This window comes from Peribacillus cavernae (assembly GCF_003989135.1).
GTDB classification, from domain to species: Bacteria; Bacillota; Bacilli; order Bacillales; family DSM-1321; genus Peribacillus; species Peribacillus cavernae.
Genome location: NZ_RYZZ01000007.1, coordinates 270,308 through 286,832 on the forward strand (window position 1 = coordinate 270,308; position 16,525 = coordinate 286,832).

General features: G+C 41.5%; 16 protein-coding genes and 3 pseudogenes. 17 read left to right on the forward strand and 2 right to left on the reverse strand.

Annotated elements, in window-relative coordinates; genetic code table 11:
- Positions 1-227 precede the first annotated feature (227 nt).
- The 5 genes from ELQ35_RS07415 (at position 228) to ELQ35_RS07435 (ending at position 4,168) form a co-directional block, all read left to right on the forward strand.
- Positions 228-656: a YwqH-like family protein gene (locus ELQ35_RS07415; protein ID WP_126864190.1), complete on the forward strand. Its 429-nt coding sequence runs from the start codon at positions 228-230 to the stop codon at positions 654-656.
- Positions 656-922, forward strand: coding sequence for a YwqI/YxiC family protein (locus tag ELQ35_RS07420; RefSeq protein WP_126864191.1), 267 nt, complete (start codon positions 656-658; stop codon positions 920-922). The genes ELQ35_RS07415 and ELQ35_RS07420 overlap by 1 nt, the downstream gene beginning before the upstream one ends.
- Before the next feature lie 22 nt (positions 923-944).
- Positions 945-2,900, forward strand: coding sequence for a ribonuclease YeeF family protein (locus ELQ35_RS07425; protein WP_126864192.1), 1,956 nt, complete (start codon positions 945-947; stop codon positions 2,898-2,900).
- Positions 2,901-2,919: 19 nt separating this feature from the next.
- Positions 2,920-3,246: a hypothetical protein gene (locus ELQ35_RS07430; RefSeq protein ID WP_126864193.1), complete on the forward strand. Its 327-nt coding sequence runs from the start codon at positions 2,920-2,922 to the stop codon at positions 3,244-3,246.
- A 178-nt stretch (positions 3,247-3,424) separates the two neighbouring features.
- Positions 3,425-4,168 (forward strand): BglG family transcription antiterminator, encoded by a 744-nt coding sequence (locus ELQ35_RS07435; RefSeq protein WP_281278113.1) that lies wholly within the window; start codon positions 3,425-3,427, stop codon positions 4,166-4,168.
- A 5-nt stretch (positions 4,169-4,173) separates the two neighbouring features.
- Here ELQ35_RS07435 and ELQ35_RS07440 read toward each other — a convergent pair.
- Positions 4,174-4,547, reverse strand: a pseudogene (locus tag ELQ35_RS07440) (IS1595 family transposase); the annotation flags it as partial.
- Positions 4,548-5,020: 473 nt separating this feature from the next.
- Between ELQ35_RS07440 and ELQ35_RS07445 the strand changes: the two are divergent.
- From ELQ35_RS07445 to ELQ35_RS07455, 3 genes are all read left to right on the forward strand, one after another.
- Entirely contained in the window at positions 5,021-6,502 is a 1,482-nt protein-coding gene (locus ELQ35_RS07445) for a C40 family peptidase (RefSeq protein WP_126864195.1), read from the forward strand.
- A 260-nt stretch (positions 6,503-6,762) separates the two neighbouring features.
- The gene (locus tag ELQ35_RS07450) at positions 6,763-7,200 is read left to right on the forward strand and encodes a hypothetical protein (protein ID WP_126864196.1); all 438 of its coding nucleotides are present in this window, start codon (positions 6,763-6,765) and stop codon (positions 7,198-7,200) included.
- The gene (locus tag ELQ35_RS07455) at positions 7,188-7,481 is read left to right on the forward strand and encodes a YxcD family protein (RefSeq protein ID WP_126864197.1); all 294 of its coding nucleotides are present in this window, start codon (positions 7,188-7,190) and stop codon (positions 7,479-7,481) included. The genes ELQ35_RS07450 and ELQ35_RS07455 overlap by 13 nt, the downstream gene beginning before the upstream one ends.
- Positions 7,482-7,509: 28 nt before the next feature.
- Here ELQ35_RS07455 and ELQ35_RS07460 read toward each other — a convergent pair whose 3' ends face one another.
- A complete protein-coding gene (locus tag ELQ35_RS07460; RefSeq protein WP_281278114.1) occupies positions 7,510-8,520 on the reverse strand; it encodes an LLM class flavin-dependent oxidoreductase in 1,011 nt (336 codons plus the stop codon).
- 212 nt (positions 8,521-8,732) lie between these two features.
- Here ELQ35_RS07460 and ELQ35_RS07465 point away from each other — a divergent pair, with 212 nt between their 5' ends.
- The 9 genes and pseudogenes from ELQ35_RS07465 to ELQ35_RS07500 all read left to right on the forward strand — a co-directional run bounded on the left by ELQ35_RS07465 (position 8,733) and on the right by ELQ35_RS07500 (position 16,522).
- Positions 8,733-9,053 carry a hypothetical protein gene (locus tag ELQ35_RS07465; RefSeq protein ID WP_126864199.1) on the forward strand — a complete coding sequence of 107 codons (321 nt, stop codon included), beginning with the start codon at positions 8,733-8,735 and terminating at the stop codon, positions 9,051-9,053.
- Positions 9,054-9,223: 170 nt separating this feature from the next.
- Positions 9,224-9,322, forward strand: a pseudogene (locus ELQ35_RS23715) (M55 family metallopeptidase); the annotation flags it as partial.
- A gap of 15 nt (positions 9,323-9,337) precedes the next feature.
- A pseudogene (locus ELQ35_RS07470) lies at positions 9,338-9,577 on the forward strand (M55 family metallopeptidase); the annotation flags it as partial.
- Positions 9,578-9,588: 11 nt separating this feature from the next.
- Positions 9,589-10,521, forward strand: a complete 933-nt coding sequence (locus tag ELQ35_RS07475; RefSeq protein ID WP_126864201.1) for an ABC transporter permease — start codon at positions 9,589-9,591, stop codon at positions 10,519-10,521.
- Positions 10,521-11,471 (forward strand): ABC transporter permease, encoded by a 951-nt coding sequence (locus ELQ35_RS07480; RefSeq protein WP_126864202.1) that lies wholly within the window; start codon positions 10,521-10,523, stop codon positions 11,469-11,471. Before ELQ35_RS07475 ends, ELQ35_RS07480 begins: the two co-directional genes overlap by 1 nt.
- Positions 11,472-11,480: 9 nt before the next feature.
- A complete protein-coding gene (locus ELQ35_RS07485; RefSeq protein WP_126864203.1) occupies positions 11,481-12,476 on the forward strand; it encodes an ABC transporter ATP-binding protein in 996 nt (331 codons plus the stop codon).
- A gap of 100 nt (positions 12,477-12,576) precedes the next feature.
- The gene (locus tag ELQ35_RS07490) at positions 12,577-14,196 is read left to right on the forward strand and encodes a peptide ABC transporter substrate-binding protein (RefSeq protein WP_126864204.1); all 1,620 of its coding nucleotides are present in this window, start codon (positions 12,577-12,579) and stop codon (positions 14,194-14,196) included.
- A 306-nt stretch (positions 14,197-14,502) separates the two neighbouring features.
- Positions 14,503-15,609 carry a dipeptide epimerase gene (locus ELQ35_RS07495; RefSeq protein ID WP_126864205.1) on the forward strand — a complete coding sequence of 369 codons (1,107 nt, stop codon included), beginning with the start codon at positions 14,503-14,505 and terminating at the stop codon, positions 15,607-15,609.
- Entirely contained in the window at positions 15,593-16,522 is a 930-nt protein-coding gene (locus ELQ35_RS07500; RefSeq protein WP_126864206.1) for a C40 family peptidase, read from the forward strand. The genes ELQ35_RS07495 and ELQ35_RS07500 overlap by 17 nt, the downstream gene beginning before the upstream one ends.
- Positions 16,523-16,525: the final 3 nt, after the last annotated feature.

The following is a 16,525-nucleotide window of genomic DNA, read 5'->3' on the forward strand; positions in this document are numbered from 1 at the left end:
CGATTCCGGTAATGAAGATATTTGCGATTAACCGTAAGGGAAAAACGTCATCATAATTGGGAAAGTAGGTATTTACTACTATTTATTCATCGTTATCATGTCTTTCGTTGAGTCATGATGAAGGTTTGGATTAAAATGAGTGTGAGCCATTATTTTACAGATTACTAATAAGGTGTTTTTTAGATAAATAGAATCATGAATTTATAAAATTTTGAGGTGATCACAAAGTGGACTATTCAGAGGTTTTGCATGGCATCCATGCTGCTATTTCCAATGCATCCAGCGATCTTGATGCAAAAATCGAGAGGCTTAAACGCGCGAAAAGTGAGATTGATAGAGAACAAAACATCAGTTTGGGAGAAATAAAAAAAATTGAAGAACCCAACTTAGAGAATTCCTGGACTGGTTCCCGGGCAAGAGGTTTTGATGAAGCACGTGAAAAAGCCTATAGCGTCATGAAAAATATTGCGAATGATGATTATGATGGGTACAAGCAAAAAATAGAGTCAAAGATTACAATGTTGGAGGTTGAAAGAAACGTTTTGAATATCGCAGGTGGTATAGCCCATGAAGCGGATAAGCTTTTGGCCAAAGGGGAAGAGGCTGTGGAAACATTGGAACATACAATAAGTGATTTAAAGAGGCGGCTATTCTAATGGGAACAATCAAACTAAAATACGAAGAAGTGATGAAGACGTTGGAAGAAGTGAAGAATGCACTTGATGCAGTCAGTATGGATAGCCCTGCAGCTGGCTCCCTCGGCCAGAACTCACTTGATTACACCACCAAATGGCTGGATCGGGAAGAGAACATTCATAAAGCGGTGCAGCAATACATGGAGGTTGTCAAGAAAAACCTGGAAGACACTAGAGCCAATGTGGAATTGCTAAAGGAACAGGATGAAGCGATGGTGAAAAAATAACCGGGAGAGGGCTTATAGACAAATGGCAAATAAAATCTATGAGGCAGGCACACTGCTATCGGCGATGGATGCACGGGCCGAGCAGTATCATGAATTGAAAGATCAATTGAACAATGTAAAAAAAGCTTTTAACAGTGTCGTTAACCTAGACGAAAACTTCCAGGGGCAGGGAGCCGAGGCTATTAAAGGCTTCTTCCAGGCCCAGATTGATGTTGTAGATGCATGGATTTCCCTGATAGACCGAAATATTGCTTTTTTTAACGGAATTCCAGGTTTAGCCTCCGATGCGGAATTGTCCGGAGACACAGTGGTCCAGGTGCCTTTTTTAGAAGAGGAGCTGGACAATGCCTGGCGTACCTCCGATCAAATGGTGACTGCGCAGCAGGATGATCTGCAAAAGATATTCGATGGCATCAATGATTTAGTACCATTAAGTGTTTTCTCCAGAGAAACATTTGACGAACACATGGATGAAGCAGATAAAAAAAGGAACGACACAATCGAAAAAGTAAACACTCTTGATGCCAATTTAAAAAGTGAATATGAATCCTCAGAATCCGAGGAAAGCTACCTTGTAGGCTTGTTCAGCAAATTGCTGGAATCCAGCAGCAAGGGAGGAACGATTTCCCCTCTCTATTTTGATGCCCAAAAGTACAAAAGCAGCGAAGTATATAAGCTTAAAGATGAAGCAGAAAAACAAACCAAAGGTTATCTCTCCTTCAAAAGAGACCAGGCAGAAGCGCGGCGAATCGAAAAAGAAATGAAAGAGATGGAAAACCGTCCATGGTATGAAAAAACATGGGATGCCGTTTCCACCTTTACTGGTGAAATCACCGGTTATTATGATTATAAACGGGCAACAGAAGGAATCGATCCTGTGACGGGAGAGAAATTGTCCACTGCCCAGCGCGTCACCGCCGGAGCAATGGCCGCAGCCGGCTTCATCCCAATCGTCGGCTGGGCAGGCAGGGCCTTCAAAGGCGGCAGCGCAATCTACAAAACTGCCCGGGGCATGAATGCAGCCAGCCACGCACTCGATGCCTACAAGACTTCAAAATCCTTCAATATCCTGCAACAAACAGAAATGGGAATCTATGGCCTCGTGGCAACAAATGGACTCAGTGAGGCTGTGACCGGGAAGGACATGTTTGGTAATGAGCTGACAGTGGAACAGCGCCAGTCTAGCCTGCTTCAGGCGTTGGGGATTGCTGGGGTTGCAGGAGCAGCGAGGTATGTGGATTATAATGTTTCAAAAGGAGTTAAACAACCATACAGTAATCAATATGCACAAAAAGTGACTGAACAAGGCAAGCAAACTATTTCGACTCTTGGCAAAAAAATTGGACAGATACAAGTACCGGTAAAGATCCGTGTGCAATCCGTAAGTACTGGTACGGGAATCAAGGTCAATGTATATGGGATTGAAAAGAAATCTGTTAGTGAAATGATGCAGCAGCAGTTTTCAGTGAATACGAATCTTGGAAAAGACAAGGATATTAATGCTAATGGCTTGACCTTAAATTCGAAAAGCGAAGGTAAAACTAATTATACTTATAATATGATTGAAAATCCGGGGCCATTAACAGAGATTAATCCTGGTGCTGCTTCTACATTTAGAAGTGGTATGTATAATGTCAAAATACTTGAAAGTGAAACAATACTCTATCGTTCAGGTAAAGCTGGTGGTGGTAAAAATGCTTTAGGGCAATATTTTACAAGGGAACCAGGTACAAGAATTCAGGGACGCTTGGATTCGGCAGTAAAAGCACAATGGATAGATCCAAAGACAGGAGTGTTAACTGGATTATCTCCATTAGATACAGTATATGCAATTAAAATTCCTAAAGGTACTACTATCTATGAAGGACCAGCAGGAAATCAAGGTGGTAGTTATGTTGGCGGTGGAAACCAAATATTTGTATCAGAACCATGGAGAATTAAGGGAGTAGAAGTTATATCACAAAATCCTATTAGATAAGGAAGAGAGGTTTTAATTAATGAATGAAAATATTCTAAAGTTAAGAGACTTATTTCAGCAGTTATTAAAGCTTTTAAAAAATGAAAATGACAGCGATAGTTTATATATTATTAAACAAGTAGATTATTCATTAAATTTAGTTAATGACTATATAGACAATACAAATGGCGAAAATGATGAAAAAAACTTACTTAGTCATTTAAGAGAAAATTACCAAACTCTTAATCAACCTAGAGTAGGTCTATCAGACTATTTTATTTGGAGAGATAATTATGAGGAGCGAGAAAAAGCTAACAAGGTTTTAGATGCAATAAAAGAAGACCTTTTTCAAATGTTAGGTAGATGAATCATTTCATAATTGCTTTTTCAAAAAAATCAAAGACCTGCAAAATCTGAATCTACTTATTCCTTTATAAATTTTACAAAAGGACGTATAGTTGATTCTGACTAACTGACAATAAATCCATCCGTAAAGATTCGAATTTAGAAAATGTATAGTCCTGCATGATAGAACATGCGGTTATATAGAAAGAGAAACACCCAATGCACGTGTTGATTATATCTTGTCTTTATTTCTTTTTTCGGATGACTATATTAAGTTGGATCAGCTATGTGACATGTTGTTTAAAAGCAGGACAACGGTTAATCAATTGATGGGTGAGGTCAAAAGTATTCTTTCGGCGTATGATCTTTCATTAGACAAGAGGCCTAACTATGGCGTGAAAGTGATCGGATCCGAATACAACCACAGGCAGTGTCTTGCCGAGTATAGTATCAAACGCGATATCCATAACCCGCAAACTATTAGAAATTCATTATTTGGTGACTTATCATCGGAAGTCGTATCATTTAGTTTTGTAAAAGAGATAATCTGGAATCAACTACAAAACGCAAATTTGACTATGTCGGATCGTAAATTTGAAAATTTGATGGTACATGTCTATATCATGCTTATACGCATACAGCAGGGGCATGTGATTAAAGAGTATTCCTTTGACGTTAATAATATAGAGGCAACGCCCGAATATAAATTGATCCAAACTTGTGTGAAGGAAATCGAAACACAACTTTCTGTTTCGGTTTCTCAACTTGAAACGATATATCTAACCATTCACTTATTAGGAGTCCAGTGTGTAGATAGCCAAAAGGAGAAACAAATTTATTCGGATTTAATATCTAAAGTGCTTCAGCACATCAAGACAAAAATGGACATCGATTTAACGGGAGATGCCGAGCTGAAAGAAAACCTGGCGTTGCAAAAGCTCTAACCAATTTCCATCGATTGAAACCAATTCAAATAATTAGCAAGGTATTTAGTCGCAACCACCATTGAATCGTTGCATCCAACCTTTCAAACGACTGTGATAATTATTAACATTTTGAATGTGATACAGCCCTTTGGCACGTTCTACACCATCTGATTTAAAACGATAATGTACCAATCCTTTGCTTTTGGCATAGGTCGAAAAAGACCTCCAAGCATCGGTATAAAGTGTATTGTCCGATGCTAATTTAGACACAATAGCATTATCTAATTGGGTTTTCACAATTCGACCTCTACCAAGAACTCCTGAATAAGTAGATTTTTGACGGTCTCTTGCAATTAACTTGTTCGTGACTAATGCCACGAAATTTTGAAGAACCACCACTATTACTCTTAACGTCATTTCAAACCCTTCAAAAAAGCGTTCTTTTTATATATTGTAGAACGTTTGTTTGATTTAATTGAATATCGACAGAATTCATGAACAAAGCCTTTTTATAAAAAAACCCCATGGCTAGCTTATTTACAACAAGTACCAGTAGAAAGTGCAAAAAAATGAGGAATTTGTAGTTTATTGTAACGCTTGAAACATAAATGTAATATCCCTATAACAATTTTGACAAACTTTGATGTTATACTGCTTTTAGTCAAAAAGTAGATTTTATTTGTAAATTTGTTTAGTTGTTATTAAATTTATCGAGCCAGAATCTTCATCATACATAAATCTATTACACTGAAAAGTTATATAAAAAACTAAATATCATTGTCGAATTGCTGTATTTGGACGTGGATTTATCATCTGGAAATTGATAGATACAGAGTTTGGCTAGGGGAGAAAGCAGGGGAATTGAGAGTGTTGAAAAAGAAGCTAATCGCGCTAAATACCACTTTTATGCTGGGTGTTGGAAGTATTTTTGCGATACCTGCAGTCAAAGCAGAATCTATCAGCAATTTACAAAACCAAAAAGAAAACATTGATGGACAGCGTTCGGGAATTCAGAAAAACATTCAAGTTGCCGACAAGGAAATGGTTTACCTTCAAGAGAAGCAGGCTCAGCTGAATGCCCAAATTAACCGGATAGGACAGGCTATCAAGGATAATCATTCCAAAATTGATGAAACAGAAGTGAAGATCGACGATACACAGTCAGATGTAGAAGGCTTAAAAAAGGAAGTAAGTATCTTAGAAGACAGGATTGCGAAGCGCAATGAAGTTTTGAAAGAGCGTGCCCTTTCTTTCCAGGAAAGCGGTGGAGATGTAAGCTATCTTGAAGTGCTGCTTGGTTCTTCAGATTTCCGGGATTTTGTTGACCGTGTTGGTGCTGTTGCTACTATTGTCGAAGCAGACCGCGGAATCCTTGAGCAGCATGAAGCCGATAAAAAAGAGTTGGGAACAAAAAAAGCAGCTGTTGAAAAGAAGCTGAGGGATCTAACAGATTATAAAGTAGAACTTGAAGGCATGATGGCTCAAATCAATGAGCAAAAAAATCAGGCCGATGGGCTAAAAAAAGAACTTGTAAATAAGGAAAAACTGGCTGCTGCCTTAAAGGCTGATCTTCAAGAAAAGGACGCAGGCCTTGCTTCTGAGGAAAAAGCCCTTCAACAGGATATGCTTGCAGAGGAACAGCGCCTTGCTGACATTAAGACAGCAGAGGAACGGGCAGCTAAAATCAAAGCCGCTGCTTCAAATGAAAGCAGCCAAGCTGTCAAATCAGAAGAAATACCTACAATGGTTGCCAGCAATACTTCAACCAATAGTTTAGATAAAAGTTCAAATGCTGGTTCAAATGAAAACTCAAAGAAAGACTCGAATGCTAGTTCAAAGAAAAGCTCGAATGCTGGTTCAAATGAAAACTCAAAGAAAGACTCGAATGCTAGTTCAAAGAAAAGCTCAAATACTACTCCAAAGAAAACGGTAAAGAATACACCTGCAGCAGTTTCCCACAAGGGAACTGGTAATAAATCAGTTGCCATTTCTGCTGGCAATAAGTATATCGGAAATTCCGTTTACGTTTTTGGCGGCGGAAGGACAGCATCTGATATCGCAAATGGCAGGTTTGACTGTTCCGGATTCGTTGCCTGGGCGTATTCTCAGGCTGGCATCAGCCTTCCAGCACATACAGATGCACTTAAGAATGCAGGAAGCCAGATTTCCTACAGCCAAATCCAGCCTGGAGATCTCGTATTCTTTGATACGTATAAAAAAGATGGCCATGTGGGCATTTACGTTGGCGGAGGTAAATTTATCGGTTCCCAAAGCTCAACGGGCGTAGCGATTGTCAGTATGACAAACGGGTATTGGAAAGGGGTATTCAACGGACGCGTTGTCCGAATTTAATAGAGTAAGATGAAGGCAGGGAGACTTCCCTGTCTTTCGCTTTTGTGTTAAAATAATGTTAGGGGACTGACTTTCTGTTTAGTTTTTTTCCCAAAGAATCGTAGTAAAGAATGGCAGAACAAAATATAGTAAAAAAACGAAACCTTTTACCAGTTAATTCGTATACAGATAATGTGGGAGACCATACAAGCATTTCCTGATGAAATCTGTTATGGTAGACATCTGGAAAAAACACTACAAAATTGGGGGAACCAACTATTATGATGAAAAAATTATTTGCAGCAATCCTTTCCTTATCGATTGCCTTTACTCCAGTGGGAAGCTTTGTGTTCAACGCAGGACATGACAATGTCGCAAGCGCAAAATCCTATAAATCTGGAAAAGGAAGCTTTAATACGAACCCATCAAGCCCTAGCCAAAGCAATAAACAGCAAAATAATACCTTCTCAAATAAGTCTAACAGTAGTTTTACCAAGTCTGTCAACAAGAGAGGCGGATTAATGCGCGGTATTCTATTTGGCGGTATTGCCGGAATGCTGTTGGGCGGTCTGTTAGGCAACATGGGTGCTTTTGGTGCGGTTATAGGTTTTCTGATCAATTTACTTGCTGTCGTTGTGATTATTCAACTTATTCGCGGCATTTTCAAAATGCTGAAGAATAAGCGCAAAGAACAGGAAAATAATCAGTGGAGACGTTAACAATTCCTGAACAGGATATTATCAATGCAGTCTGCATATATATTGCAGAGAAAAAACAAGTCAAGCCCCAAGAAGTTGAAGTCGAATTGATGTATGACGATGATTACGGCTTTTCGGCTGAGGTATATGTCGCCGATAGAAAACAGGTGTTGATCACACAGAATTTAATTGAAGCCCTTCGCGGATGGCTGGATCAGCAACTCCACATGAATCCCTACTCCGGAATTCAGCTTGTCCTCGACGATGAACAAGGGATCATTGCCCAGATAAAGGGCAGCTAAACAAAAAGGGGTAAATCTCAGATGAGATTTACCCCTTTTTGTTTAGCTTAAAAGCATCAGCCAGCAGATGGTAGGATCGAAGTTTCGCCTCGAAATCATAAATGTTTGTAATAATCATAAATTCATCTGTTCCATAAACTTCTTTTAGAAGCAGCAGCTCTTCCTTTACCTTTTCTGGAGTGCCGATAATCGCCCTGCGGCGGTTATTCCTGATGATTCGTTTATCCTCATCGCTAAGGGGAACCTCTTTTGTCTCTGACACTGATGGAATTTGTGTATCTTTCCCCTTTCCAACATTTAACAACCAAATGTCCTGGCTTACCGCCAATTCCTCTGCTTCTTCCTGAGTCTCCGCACACACCACAAAAATACAAACATTCATTTTCGGCTGAGAAAGCGAAAGAGACGGCTGGAATTTTGTGAAATATTCTTCTGCAGCCCTTCGCCCCTCACCTGGTGAAATAAAATGCCCATACGTAAACGAAGTTCCATTTTCTGCAGCAACACGGGCACCGCGATGAGAAATCCCAAGCAGCCACATCTCAGGCTGCGTATCAGACAGAGGAGCGGCCATCACCTCTTCAAAGGGGTGGCCTGCAGGCAGTGAATCATGTAAGAATCCTTGTAAATCTTTTAGCTGGCGTGGAAATTCATTCATACTTTTTCTGATCGAATCCGTTAGAGCCAACCGTGTAGCAGTGGCTCCGCCGGGCGAACGGCCAATCCCAAGATCAATGCGACCCGGAAACAACGCTTCAAGCGTTTTGAAATTCTCCGCGACCTTATAAGGGCTGTATTGCGGTAGAAGCACTCCTCCAGATCCAACCCGAATTGTTTTTGTGTGTGATGCGATATGTGAAATTAGGATTTCCGGAGATGAACTAGCAAGTCCGTTTGTATTATGATGCTCGGCCACCCAGAAGCGGGTAAACCCAAGCTGTTCGGTTGTCATTGCCAATTGCAATGTCTGCTGCAAGGCGGCATGTGCATCCGAACCTTTTGAAATGGGAGATTGATCGAGAACACTGAGTTGCACTATAAAAACTCCTTTGGAAGTAATATCTTTATAAATAGTTTACTCCTTTTCTGATGGTTTTGAAAAAAGTTGGCCCATACTACGTTCGGATGAAGCTGAAACGGGATGAACTCTTGGATAAAAGAAGCATAAAATTTCCAATATGTAAATTTTAACTTTGAACTTTTTTCAAGTATAAACGTAATAATGATACAGTTAAAAAAGGAGGGATAATTTTGAAAAAGATACTGGTTTGTTTGTTCACCATACTTGTTATTGGAGTCATTAATTATCTTTGCACATTATTCATGGAGGTAAAATTCGTCGATGCTTCGTTCTTCGTTGGGTTATGTTCGGTAATTTTTATTAATTTCTTCACATCACCAGGTGGATTTACATCCGATATCGCACGTCTACAGATTCAGGGGCAAACGGGTATTAAGGTGGATCAAGAAAAAAGCAGGTTTAATCCATCACTTCCTTTTTACACAGCAATCATTTACACGATTCTTTCCACCATTGCGACTTTTATTTATTATAGGGCTTATTTTTTGTAGCATACAGTTTCCTAAAAATATGATAGTTTCTATTTTGATAAGGCGATAAATTTTATATGTAAAGTATCATCCGAATTACCCATTTTTCGGAAAAAATATAGATTGAAAATAATGGTATTATAATTTATAATTTTAAGAAAATTAACTACTTTACAAAAAAGGGGTTCATCATGAAATTATATATCTCAGTGGATATGGAGGGTATCACGGGACTGGTTGATCATACGCACGTCGATTCAGGGAAGCACAATTACGAACGTTCCCGAAGGATTATGACAGTTCAGGAAAAAACAGCGATCGCCTTAAAGAATATAGATAAAATGAAACCGCTTACCCCGCCTGACTCTCCTTTGCTAAGAATTGAATTTACGAACTATGGCGAGGCTGAGTGGGCCAATTTGATGCCGGGAACAGAATTGCTGCCTGACTCTACCATTGTTCAGTATCAGGCAAAGGATATTTTGGAAGCTTACCAGGCGATGCTTGTCATTACGGAGCTTGCCATGAGAACTACATTCTGTTAGGGAGTGCGGAAATGAATACATATATTATTAAGCGTCTCACCGCCATGGTTGTCACATTATGGCTCATCGTCACGCTTACCTTTTTTCTGATGCATTCGCTTCCAGGCTCACCTTTTAATCAAGAAAGAACGACTAGTGAAGCCGTGCAAAAAAATCTGGAGGCTTTTTACCATTTGGATGAACCGCTTCTAGTCCAATATGGAAGCTATTTAAAATCACTGCTCACCCTGGACTTTGGACCCTCGATCAAAAATTCCTCTCAAGATGTCAACGATATGCTTGGAAGGGGTTTCCCGATTTCCTTTGAACTTGGGCTGTGGACATTGCTTGTTGCCATTACTTCCGGAATTATTCTGGGGGTGGTAGCATCACTCCGTCATAATGGGATTATTGATTATCTTGCAATGACAATTGCCGTTGTTGGGATATCGGTTCCAAACTTCGTAATGGCAACATTGCTGATTCAGCAATTAGCAGTAAAGTGGCCGATTTTTCCGGTCGCAACCTGGTCAAGCTCCATGCACATGGTCTTGCCGATATTAGCTCTTGCAACAGGACCGATGGCGATTATCGCACGCCTCACCCGGACAAGCATGCTGGAAGTTTTGACACAGGATTACATCCGGACAGCAAAGGCAAAAGGTCTATCACCATTTAAGATTGTTGTGAAGCACGCGCTGCGGAACGCCCTTTTGCCAGTGGTGACCGTGCTGGGGACATTGGCTGCGAGCATCTTGACAGGGACATTTGTGATTGAAAAGATATTTGCGATTCCCGGGATGGGAAAATACTTCGTCGACAGCATCTCCAACCGTGATTATCCGGTTATCATGGGTACGACTGTATTCTACAGTACGATATTGATTGTGATGCTTTTTCTGGTCGATCTTATGTACGGGATATTAGATCCGCGGATCAAGCTTCATAAGAAGGAGGGGAAATAGTGGAGCTTCGTAAACAGCATGAATCGAATATTTCACCGGAGGTCCCGGATGAATGGTTTGTACCTAAGCCTAAGGATCGTAATGAAGCCGAAGCTGTTGTAAGGCCGAGCCTATCATACTGGCAGGATTCATGGCGGCGGCTTCTAAAGAATAAACTGGCAATGGGAGGATTGGTTTTCCTGGTTTTGCTTGTGTTTATGGCTATTATCGGACCGCTTCTTTCGCCGCATACGCTCGATCAGGAGCTGACAAGGCAAAATCTGCCGCCTTCAAGCGAATACTGGTTCGGTACCGACGAACTGGGCCGAGATGTTTTTACGAGAACGTGGCACGGGGCCCGTGTTTCCTTGTTTGTCGGTGCGGCTGCAGCGCTGATTGATTTCATAATCGGGGTTATTTATGGTGGCATTGCCGGCTACAAAGGCGGCAGGACTGATAATCTTATGATGCGTATTGTTGAAATTCTTTACGGACTGCCATACCTGCTTGTAGTCATCCTGTTAATGGTTGTGTTGGGCCCGGGATTATCAACAATCATCGTTGCACTGTCTGTTACAGGCTGGATCGGAATGGCGCGGATTGTCAGGGGACAAGTCCTGCAAATTAAAAACTATGAATTTGTACTTGCCTCAAAGACGTTCGGGACCAAAACGGGGCGTATTCTTAGGAAGAACCTCTTGCCCAATACAATGGGTCCAATCATTGTCCAGCTAACGCTGACTGTTCCTACCGCCATTTTCGCTGAAGCATTTTTGAGTTTCCTGGGACTAGGAATTCAGCCACCTCATACAAGCTGGGGAATGATGGCCAATGATGGCCTGTCTACCATTCTATCAGGTTATTGGTGGCGTCTATTTTTCCCTGCGTTCTTTATTTCGGCAACGATGTTTGCCTTTAACGTTTTGGGAGATGGATTGCAGGATGCCCTTGATCCGAAGCTAAGGAGGTAAAAAAACATCATGAAAAAAGTACTTGAAGTGAAAGACCTTTATGTTTCATTCACTACATACGGGGGAGAAGTAAAGGCTGTCCGCGGAGTTAGTTTTGCATTAAATAAAGGTGAAACGCTTGCGATCGTAGGCGAATCAGGCTGTGGCAAAAGCGTTACTTCTCAAAGCATTATGGGGCTAATACCAACCCCGCCCGGAAAGATTACCGGAGGAGAGATTCTGTTTAAGGGCAGGGATTTAACAAAATTAAAAGAACCAGAGCTTAGGAAAATACGCGGTGCGGACATATCGATGATCTTTCAGGATCCAATGACTGCATTGAACCCTACTATGACGGTTGATGAACAGATTATCGAGGGAATTATCCAGCATGAAAAGCTATCGCGCCTGGAAGCGAAGCAAAAAACGATTGATATCTTGCATTTAGTAGGCATTCCGGGCCCGGAATCACGTCTTAAGCAGTACCCGCATCAATTCAGCGGTGGAATGCGCCAAAGAATTGTGATTGCAATGGCACTCGTCTGTGAACCCGAGGTGTTAATTGCTGACGAGCCGACCACAGCCCTTGATGTAACCATTCAGGCACAAATCCTCGAGCTGTTCAAAGCGATCCAGGAAAAAACCGGGGTATCGATTATTTTGATTACGCACGATTTAGGCGTTGTCGCCCAGGTAGCTGACCGTATCGCAGTTATGTACGCTGGTAAAATTGTCGAAGCCGGAAATAGAAGGGATATATTCTATAAGCCACAGCATCCCTATACAAAAGGGCTTCTAAATTCCGTCCCCCGTCTCGATAGAGAGGAAGCGGAGCTGATATCGATTGCCGGTTCGCCTCCTGATTTGTTCTCGCCGCCGATAGGCTGCCCGTTTGCGGCGCGATGTGATTATGCAATGGAGGTATGTGACCGTGTTTATCCGTTTAAGACAATCATGAACCGTGAGCATCATGTAGATTGCTGGCTGCAGGATGAAAGGGCAAAAAGGCTTCTTGCTGTGAAATAGTGATAGCTTCATAGAAAAAGGGGCTATCGTTAAGGAATCAAGGTGCCTATTGGCACTTGGAGCCGATTGATAGGTTAATTATAAAAAGAGGGGGAAGAAGATGAAAAAGCTAGTTACATTGGCAATGGCATCTATTTTGGTATTTGTACTTGCTGCCTGTACGGCTACCAACGAAACAAGCAGCGAAAAGACGGGCACCGGTAAGGGGAAAGAAGAAAAGATCCTTCATTTAAAGAATAATACGGAACCCACTTCATTTGACCCGCCAATCGGCTTTGATGCCGTTTCCTGGGATCCTTTGAATAATATCATGGAAGGGTTGACACGCTTAAGCAAAAACCATGAACCGGAAGCTGCTATGGCAGAGAAATGGGAAGTATCAGAAGATGGAAAAACATATACATTCCATATTCGTGATAGTGCGAAATGGTCCAATGGCGATGATGTAACGGCCAATGATTTTGTTTATGCCTGGAAACGGATGCTAGACCCTGACACCGGTTCTTCTGCAGCATTTTTAGGTTATTTTATTGAAGGCGGTGAAGCTTTCAACACAGGTAAAGGAAAAGCCGATGATGTCCAAATCAAAGCTGTTGATACAAAAACGTTTGAAGCAACGTTAATAAGCCCGCAGGAATATTTCCTTAGCGTTATCGCCAATCCGGCGTTCTTCCCAATCAATGAGAAGGTCGCAAAGGAAAATCCGAAATGGTTTGCAGAAGCTGATTCTTTTGTTGGAAACGGTCCGTTCAAATTGGCCGAATGGGCGCATGACGATCACATTCTAATGGAAAAGAACGATACATATTGGGATGAAAAAAATGTGAAGCTCGATAAGGTCCACTGGGCAATCATCGATGACACAAATACTCAATCTCAAATGTTCCAAAAAGGGGATCTTGATGCTTCAGATGTCCCTGCGGACCTGAGCGAAAAACTCTTTAAAGAGGGAAAAGTTTTAGTAGAAGACCAGGCCGGTGAATATTTCTACCGCTTCAATGTAAATAAAGAGCCTTTCCAAAATGTCAATATCCGTAAAGCATTTGCAATGGCTGTTGATCAAAAGCAACTCGTTGATTTCGTAACGAAGAGGCAGGAAAAACCGGCATACGGCTTTGTATCATACGGCTTCAAGGATCCATCCGGGAAAGACTTCCGGGAAACAAATGGAGACCTGATCAAAACAGATGCAGAGCAAGCAAAAGCACTTCTGAAAAAAGGAATGGAAGAGGAAGGCTATAAAGAACTGCCGCAAGTAACATTAACCTACAGTACAGATGATATACACAAAAAAATCGCTGAAGCTCTTCAACAAATGTTCAAAAAGAACCTGGATGTTGATGTGAAGCTGGCGAATATGGAAGCCAATGCATTTGCGACAGAACAAAAAGCATTGAAATTTCAATTGTCCCGCAGTTCATTCCTTGCTGATTATGCAGACCCTATCAACTTCCTGGAAAACTTCCAAAAAGGTCATTCCATGAACCGCACCGGCTGGAGCAATGCGAAATACGATCAATTGATCAAAGAAGCAAAAAATGAAGCGAATGAAGAAAAACGATTTGAAAAGATGTACGAAGCTGAAAAGATTCTATTTAATGAAATGCCAATCATTCCGATTCACTTCTATAACCATGTACAATTGCAAAATGAGAATGTCAGCAGCATTGTCCGCCATCCGGTTGGTTATATGGAGCTTAAATGGGCAGATAAGAAATAATAATTTTCAGGGTGTGGAAATGACTTGCTCACCCTCATCGAGTATGTATCAAAGGGTCCGCAAAACAATCGTTTATCTGGAAAGGGGATGTTCGATTGAACATCCCCTTTTGAATGAAAACAAATCATGTTGATTTAAAAATTGGTTTGGACATCCTAGGAAGTTCCCGGCCAATATCTGAAATGTACATACAAGCCGTAGTATTGATGGATTTCAAGGTTGGCCACTGTTCCTCAAATCTACATAAAGTGAAAAATGGGCACTAAGCGTCGTAGCAAACTTGGGCCTGCATAAAGGGTGAATTGAATGAAGATAGACAAAATAGAAACTTTCCGGACAGCGGTACCGCTTATTAAACCGTTCAAAACAGCACTTCGAACCGTTCATACGGCAGAATCCATTTTTGTGAAAATCACATGTGATAATGGCATTAGCGGATGGGGTGAGGCTCCGCCGACCGTGGTCATAACAGGGGATAGCCTGCTAAGCATCGAATCTGCCATTCGCGATGTCTTGAAGCCGGCTCTGCTTCACAAAAGCCTGCTAAGCTACGAAACGATTTTCCAGGAAATGAAAACAGCATTAGTGGGAAATTCCAGTGCAAAAGCAGCATTTGACATGGCCATTTACGACTGTCTGGCCCAGCATTGCAGACTGCCGTTATATCAATTCCTTGGCGGGCATAAAAAGGAGCTCGAAACAGATTATACGGTCAGTGTAAACAGCCCTCAGGAAATGGGTGAGGACGCCGAATCATATATGAAGCGAGGGTTTAATGTCCTGAAAGTAAAAGTAGGTAAAGATATTTCAACAGATATCGAAAGAATCCGGGAGATTAGAAGACGGGTTGGCAATGATGTGAAAATCCGTTTGGATGCGAATCAGGGCTGGAAGCCTAAGGATGCTGTACGTGCAATCCGGAAGATGGAGGACAGTGGCTTAGAGATCGAATTGGTCGAGCAGCCTGTCAAAGCAGATGATATTAAAGGGCTAAAACAAGTAACTGATTCGGTGGAAACGCCAATTATGGCCGATGAAAGTATTTTCACGCCAAAACAGGCCTTCGAGGTTTTACAAACGAGAAGTGCAGATTTGATCAACATTAAATTAATGAAGGCAGGGGGCATTTATCAGGCTCAGATCATTAACAGTCTTGCTGAGGTCTGCGGGGTGGAATGCATGGTTGGAAGCATGATTGAGACACGTCTAGGAATTACGGCAGCCGCTCATTTTGCGGCAAGCAAAAAAAATATTACCCGGTTTGATTTTGATGCGCCGCTTATGCTGGCAAAGGAAATCGTGGAAGGCGGCATAACGTATAATGGGAGGAAAATAACTCTTCCAGAGGGGCATGGATTAGGACTTGGCCACGTAGATATAGAAGGGGGAGCTTCAGTTGGCGGCCCATTATAAAATGATAGTGAACGTTCCGCTGGCAACAGTATGGACATCATATGAATCACCCAGGACAATTGATGAAGCTGCAATTTCAAATCCGGTTAAAATAGATTCCTGGCTAAGTAGATTAACTTATGAAACTTGTCTGGAGCTCTGCAATGCAAATCTTGTCCAGTCACAAGTGTTATTTGGCCAGGAAGTAATTATCACCGCTGAGAAAAATGGCTGGGTACAGATTGTTGTCCCTGAACAACCTTCAGGGAAGGATAAAAGAGGATACCCTGGGTGGCTTCCTAAAGTGCAGCTTGCTGCAAATGATGACTGGAATATTAAACAAGGAAAAGTTACAACAGTGAACAGCAAAAAAGCCATGCTTTATTCAGAAAGTGACAAGATTTTATTCGAACTCAGCTATCAAACCACCCTGCCTGTTTTAGAAGAACAATCTGACAGGGTGAAGGTGAAATTACCAACCGGAACGGGATTTTTAATGAGGCAAGACGTCGCAGTTTTTTCATCCTATTATGGCAGGGCAAAGGGGAACGGTAAGGACATTATCTCTGCAGGAGAAAAATTTCTCGGCCTTCCGTATGTATGGGGCGGCATGAGTTCTTATGGCTTTGACTGTTCGGGATTCAGTTATATGATGTACCGCGCAAACGGATACATCATTCCGCGAGATGCCGGAGATCAGGCGGAAGCAGGTTTTAGGGTTGAGCCGGATGCCAAACAGCCAGGCGATTTATTATTTTTTGCACATGAAGAAGGAAAAGGAAACATTCATCATGTCGGCATTTACTATGGAGACGGGAAGCTTTTGCATTCACCAAAAACGGGGAAAAATATCGAGATTTTACCATTGGCAGGCACTATTTATGAAAAAGAGCTTTGCGCTGCAAGCCGTTACTGGCGGGAGACGGAGGAATAAACT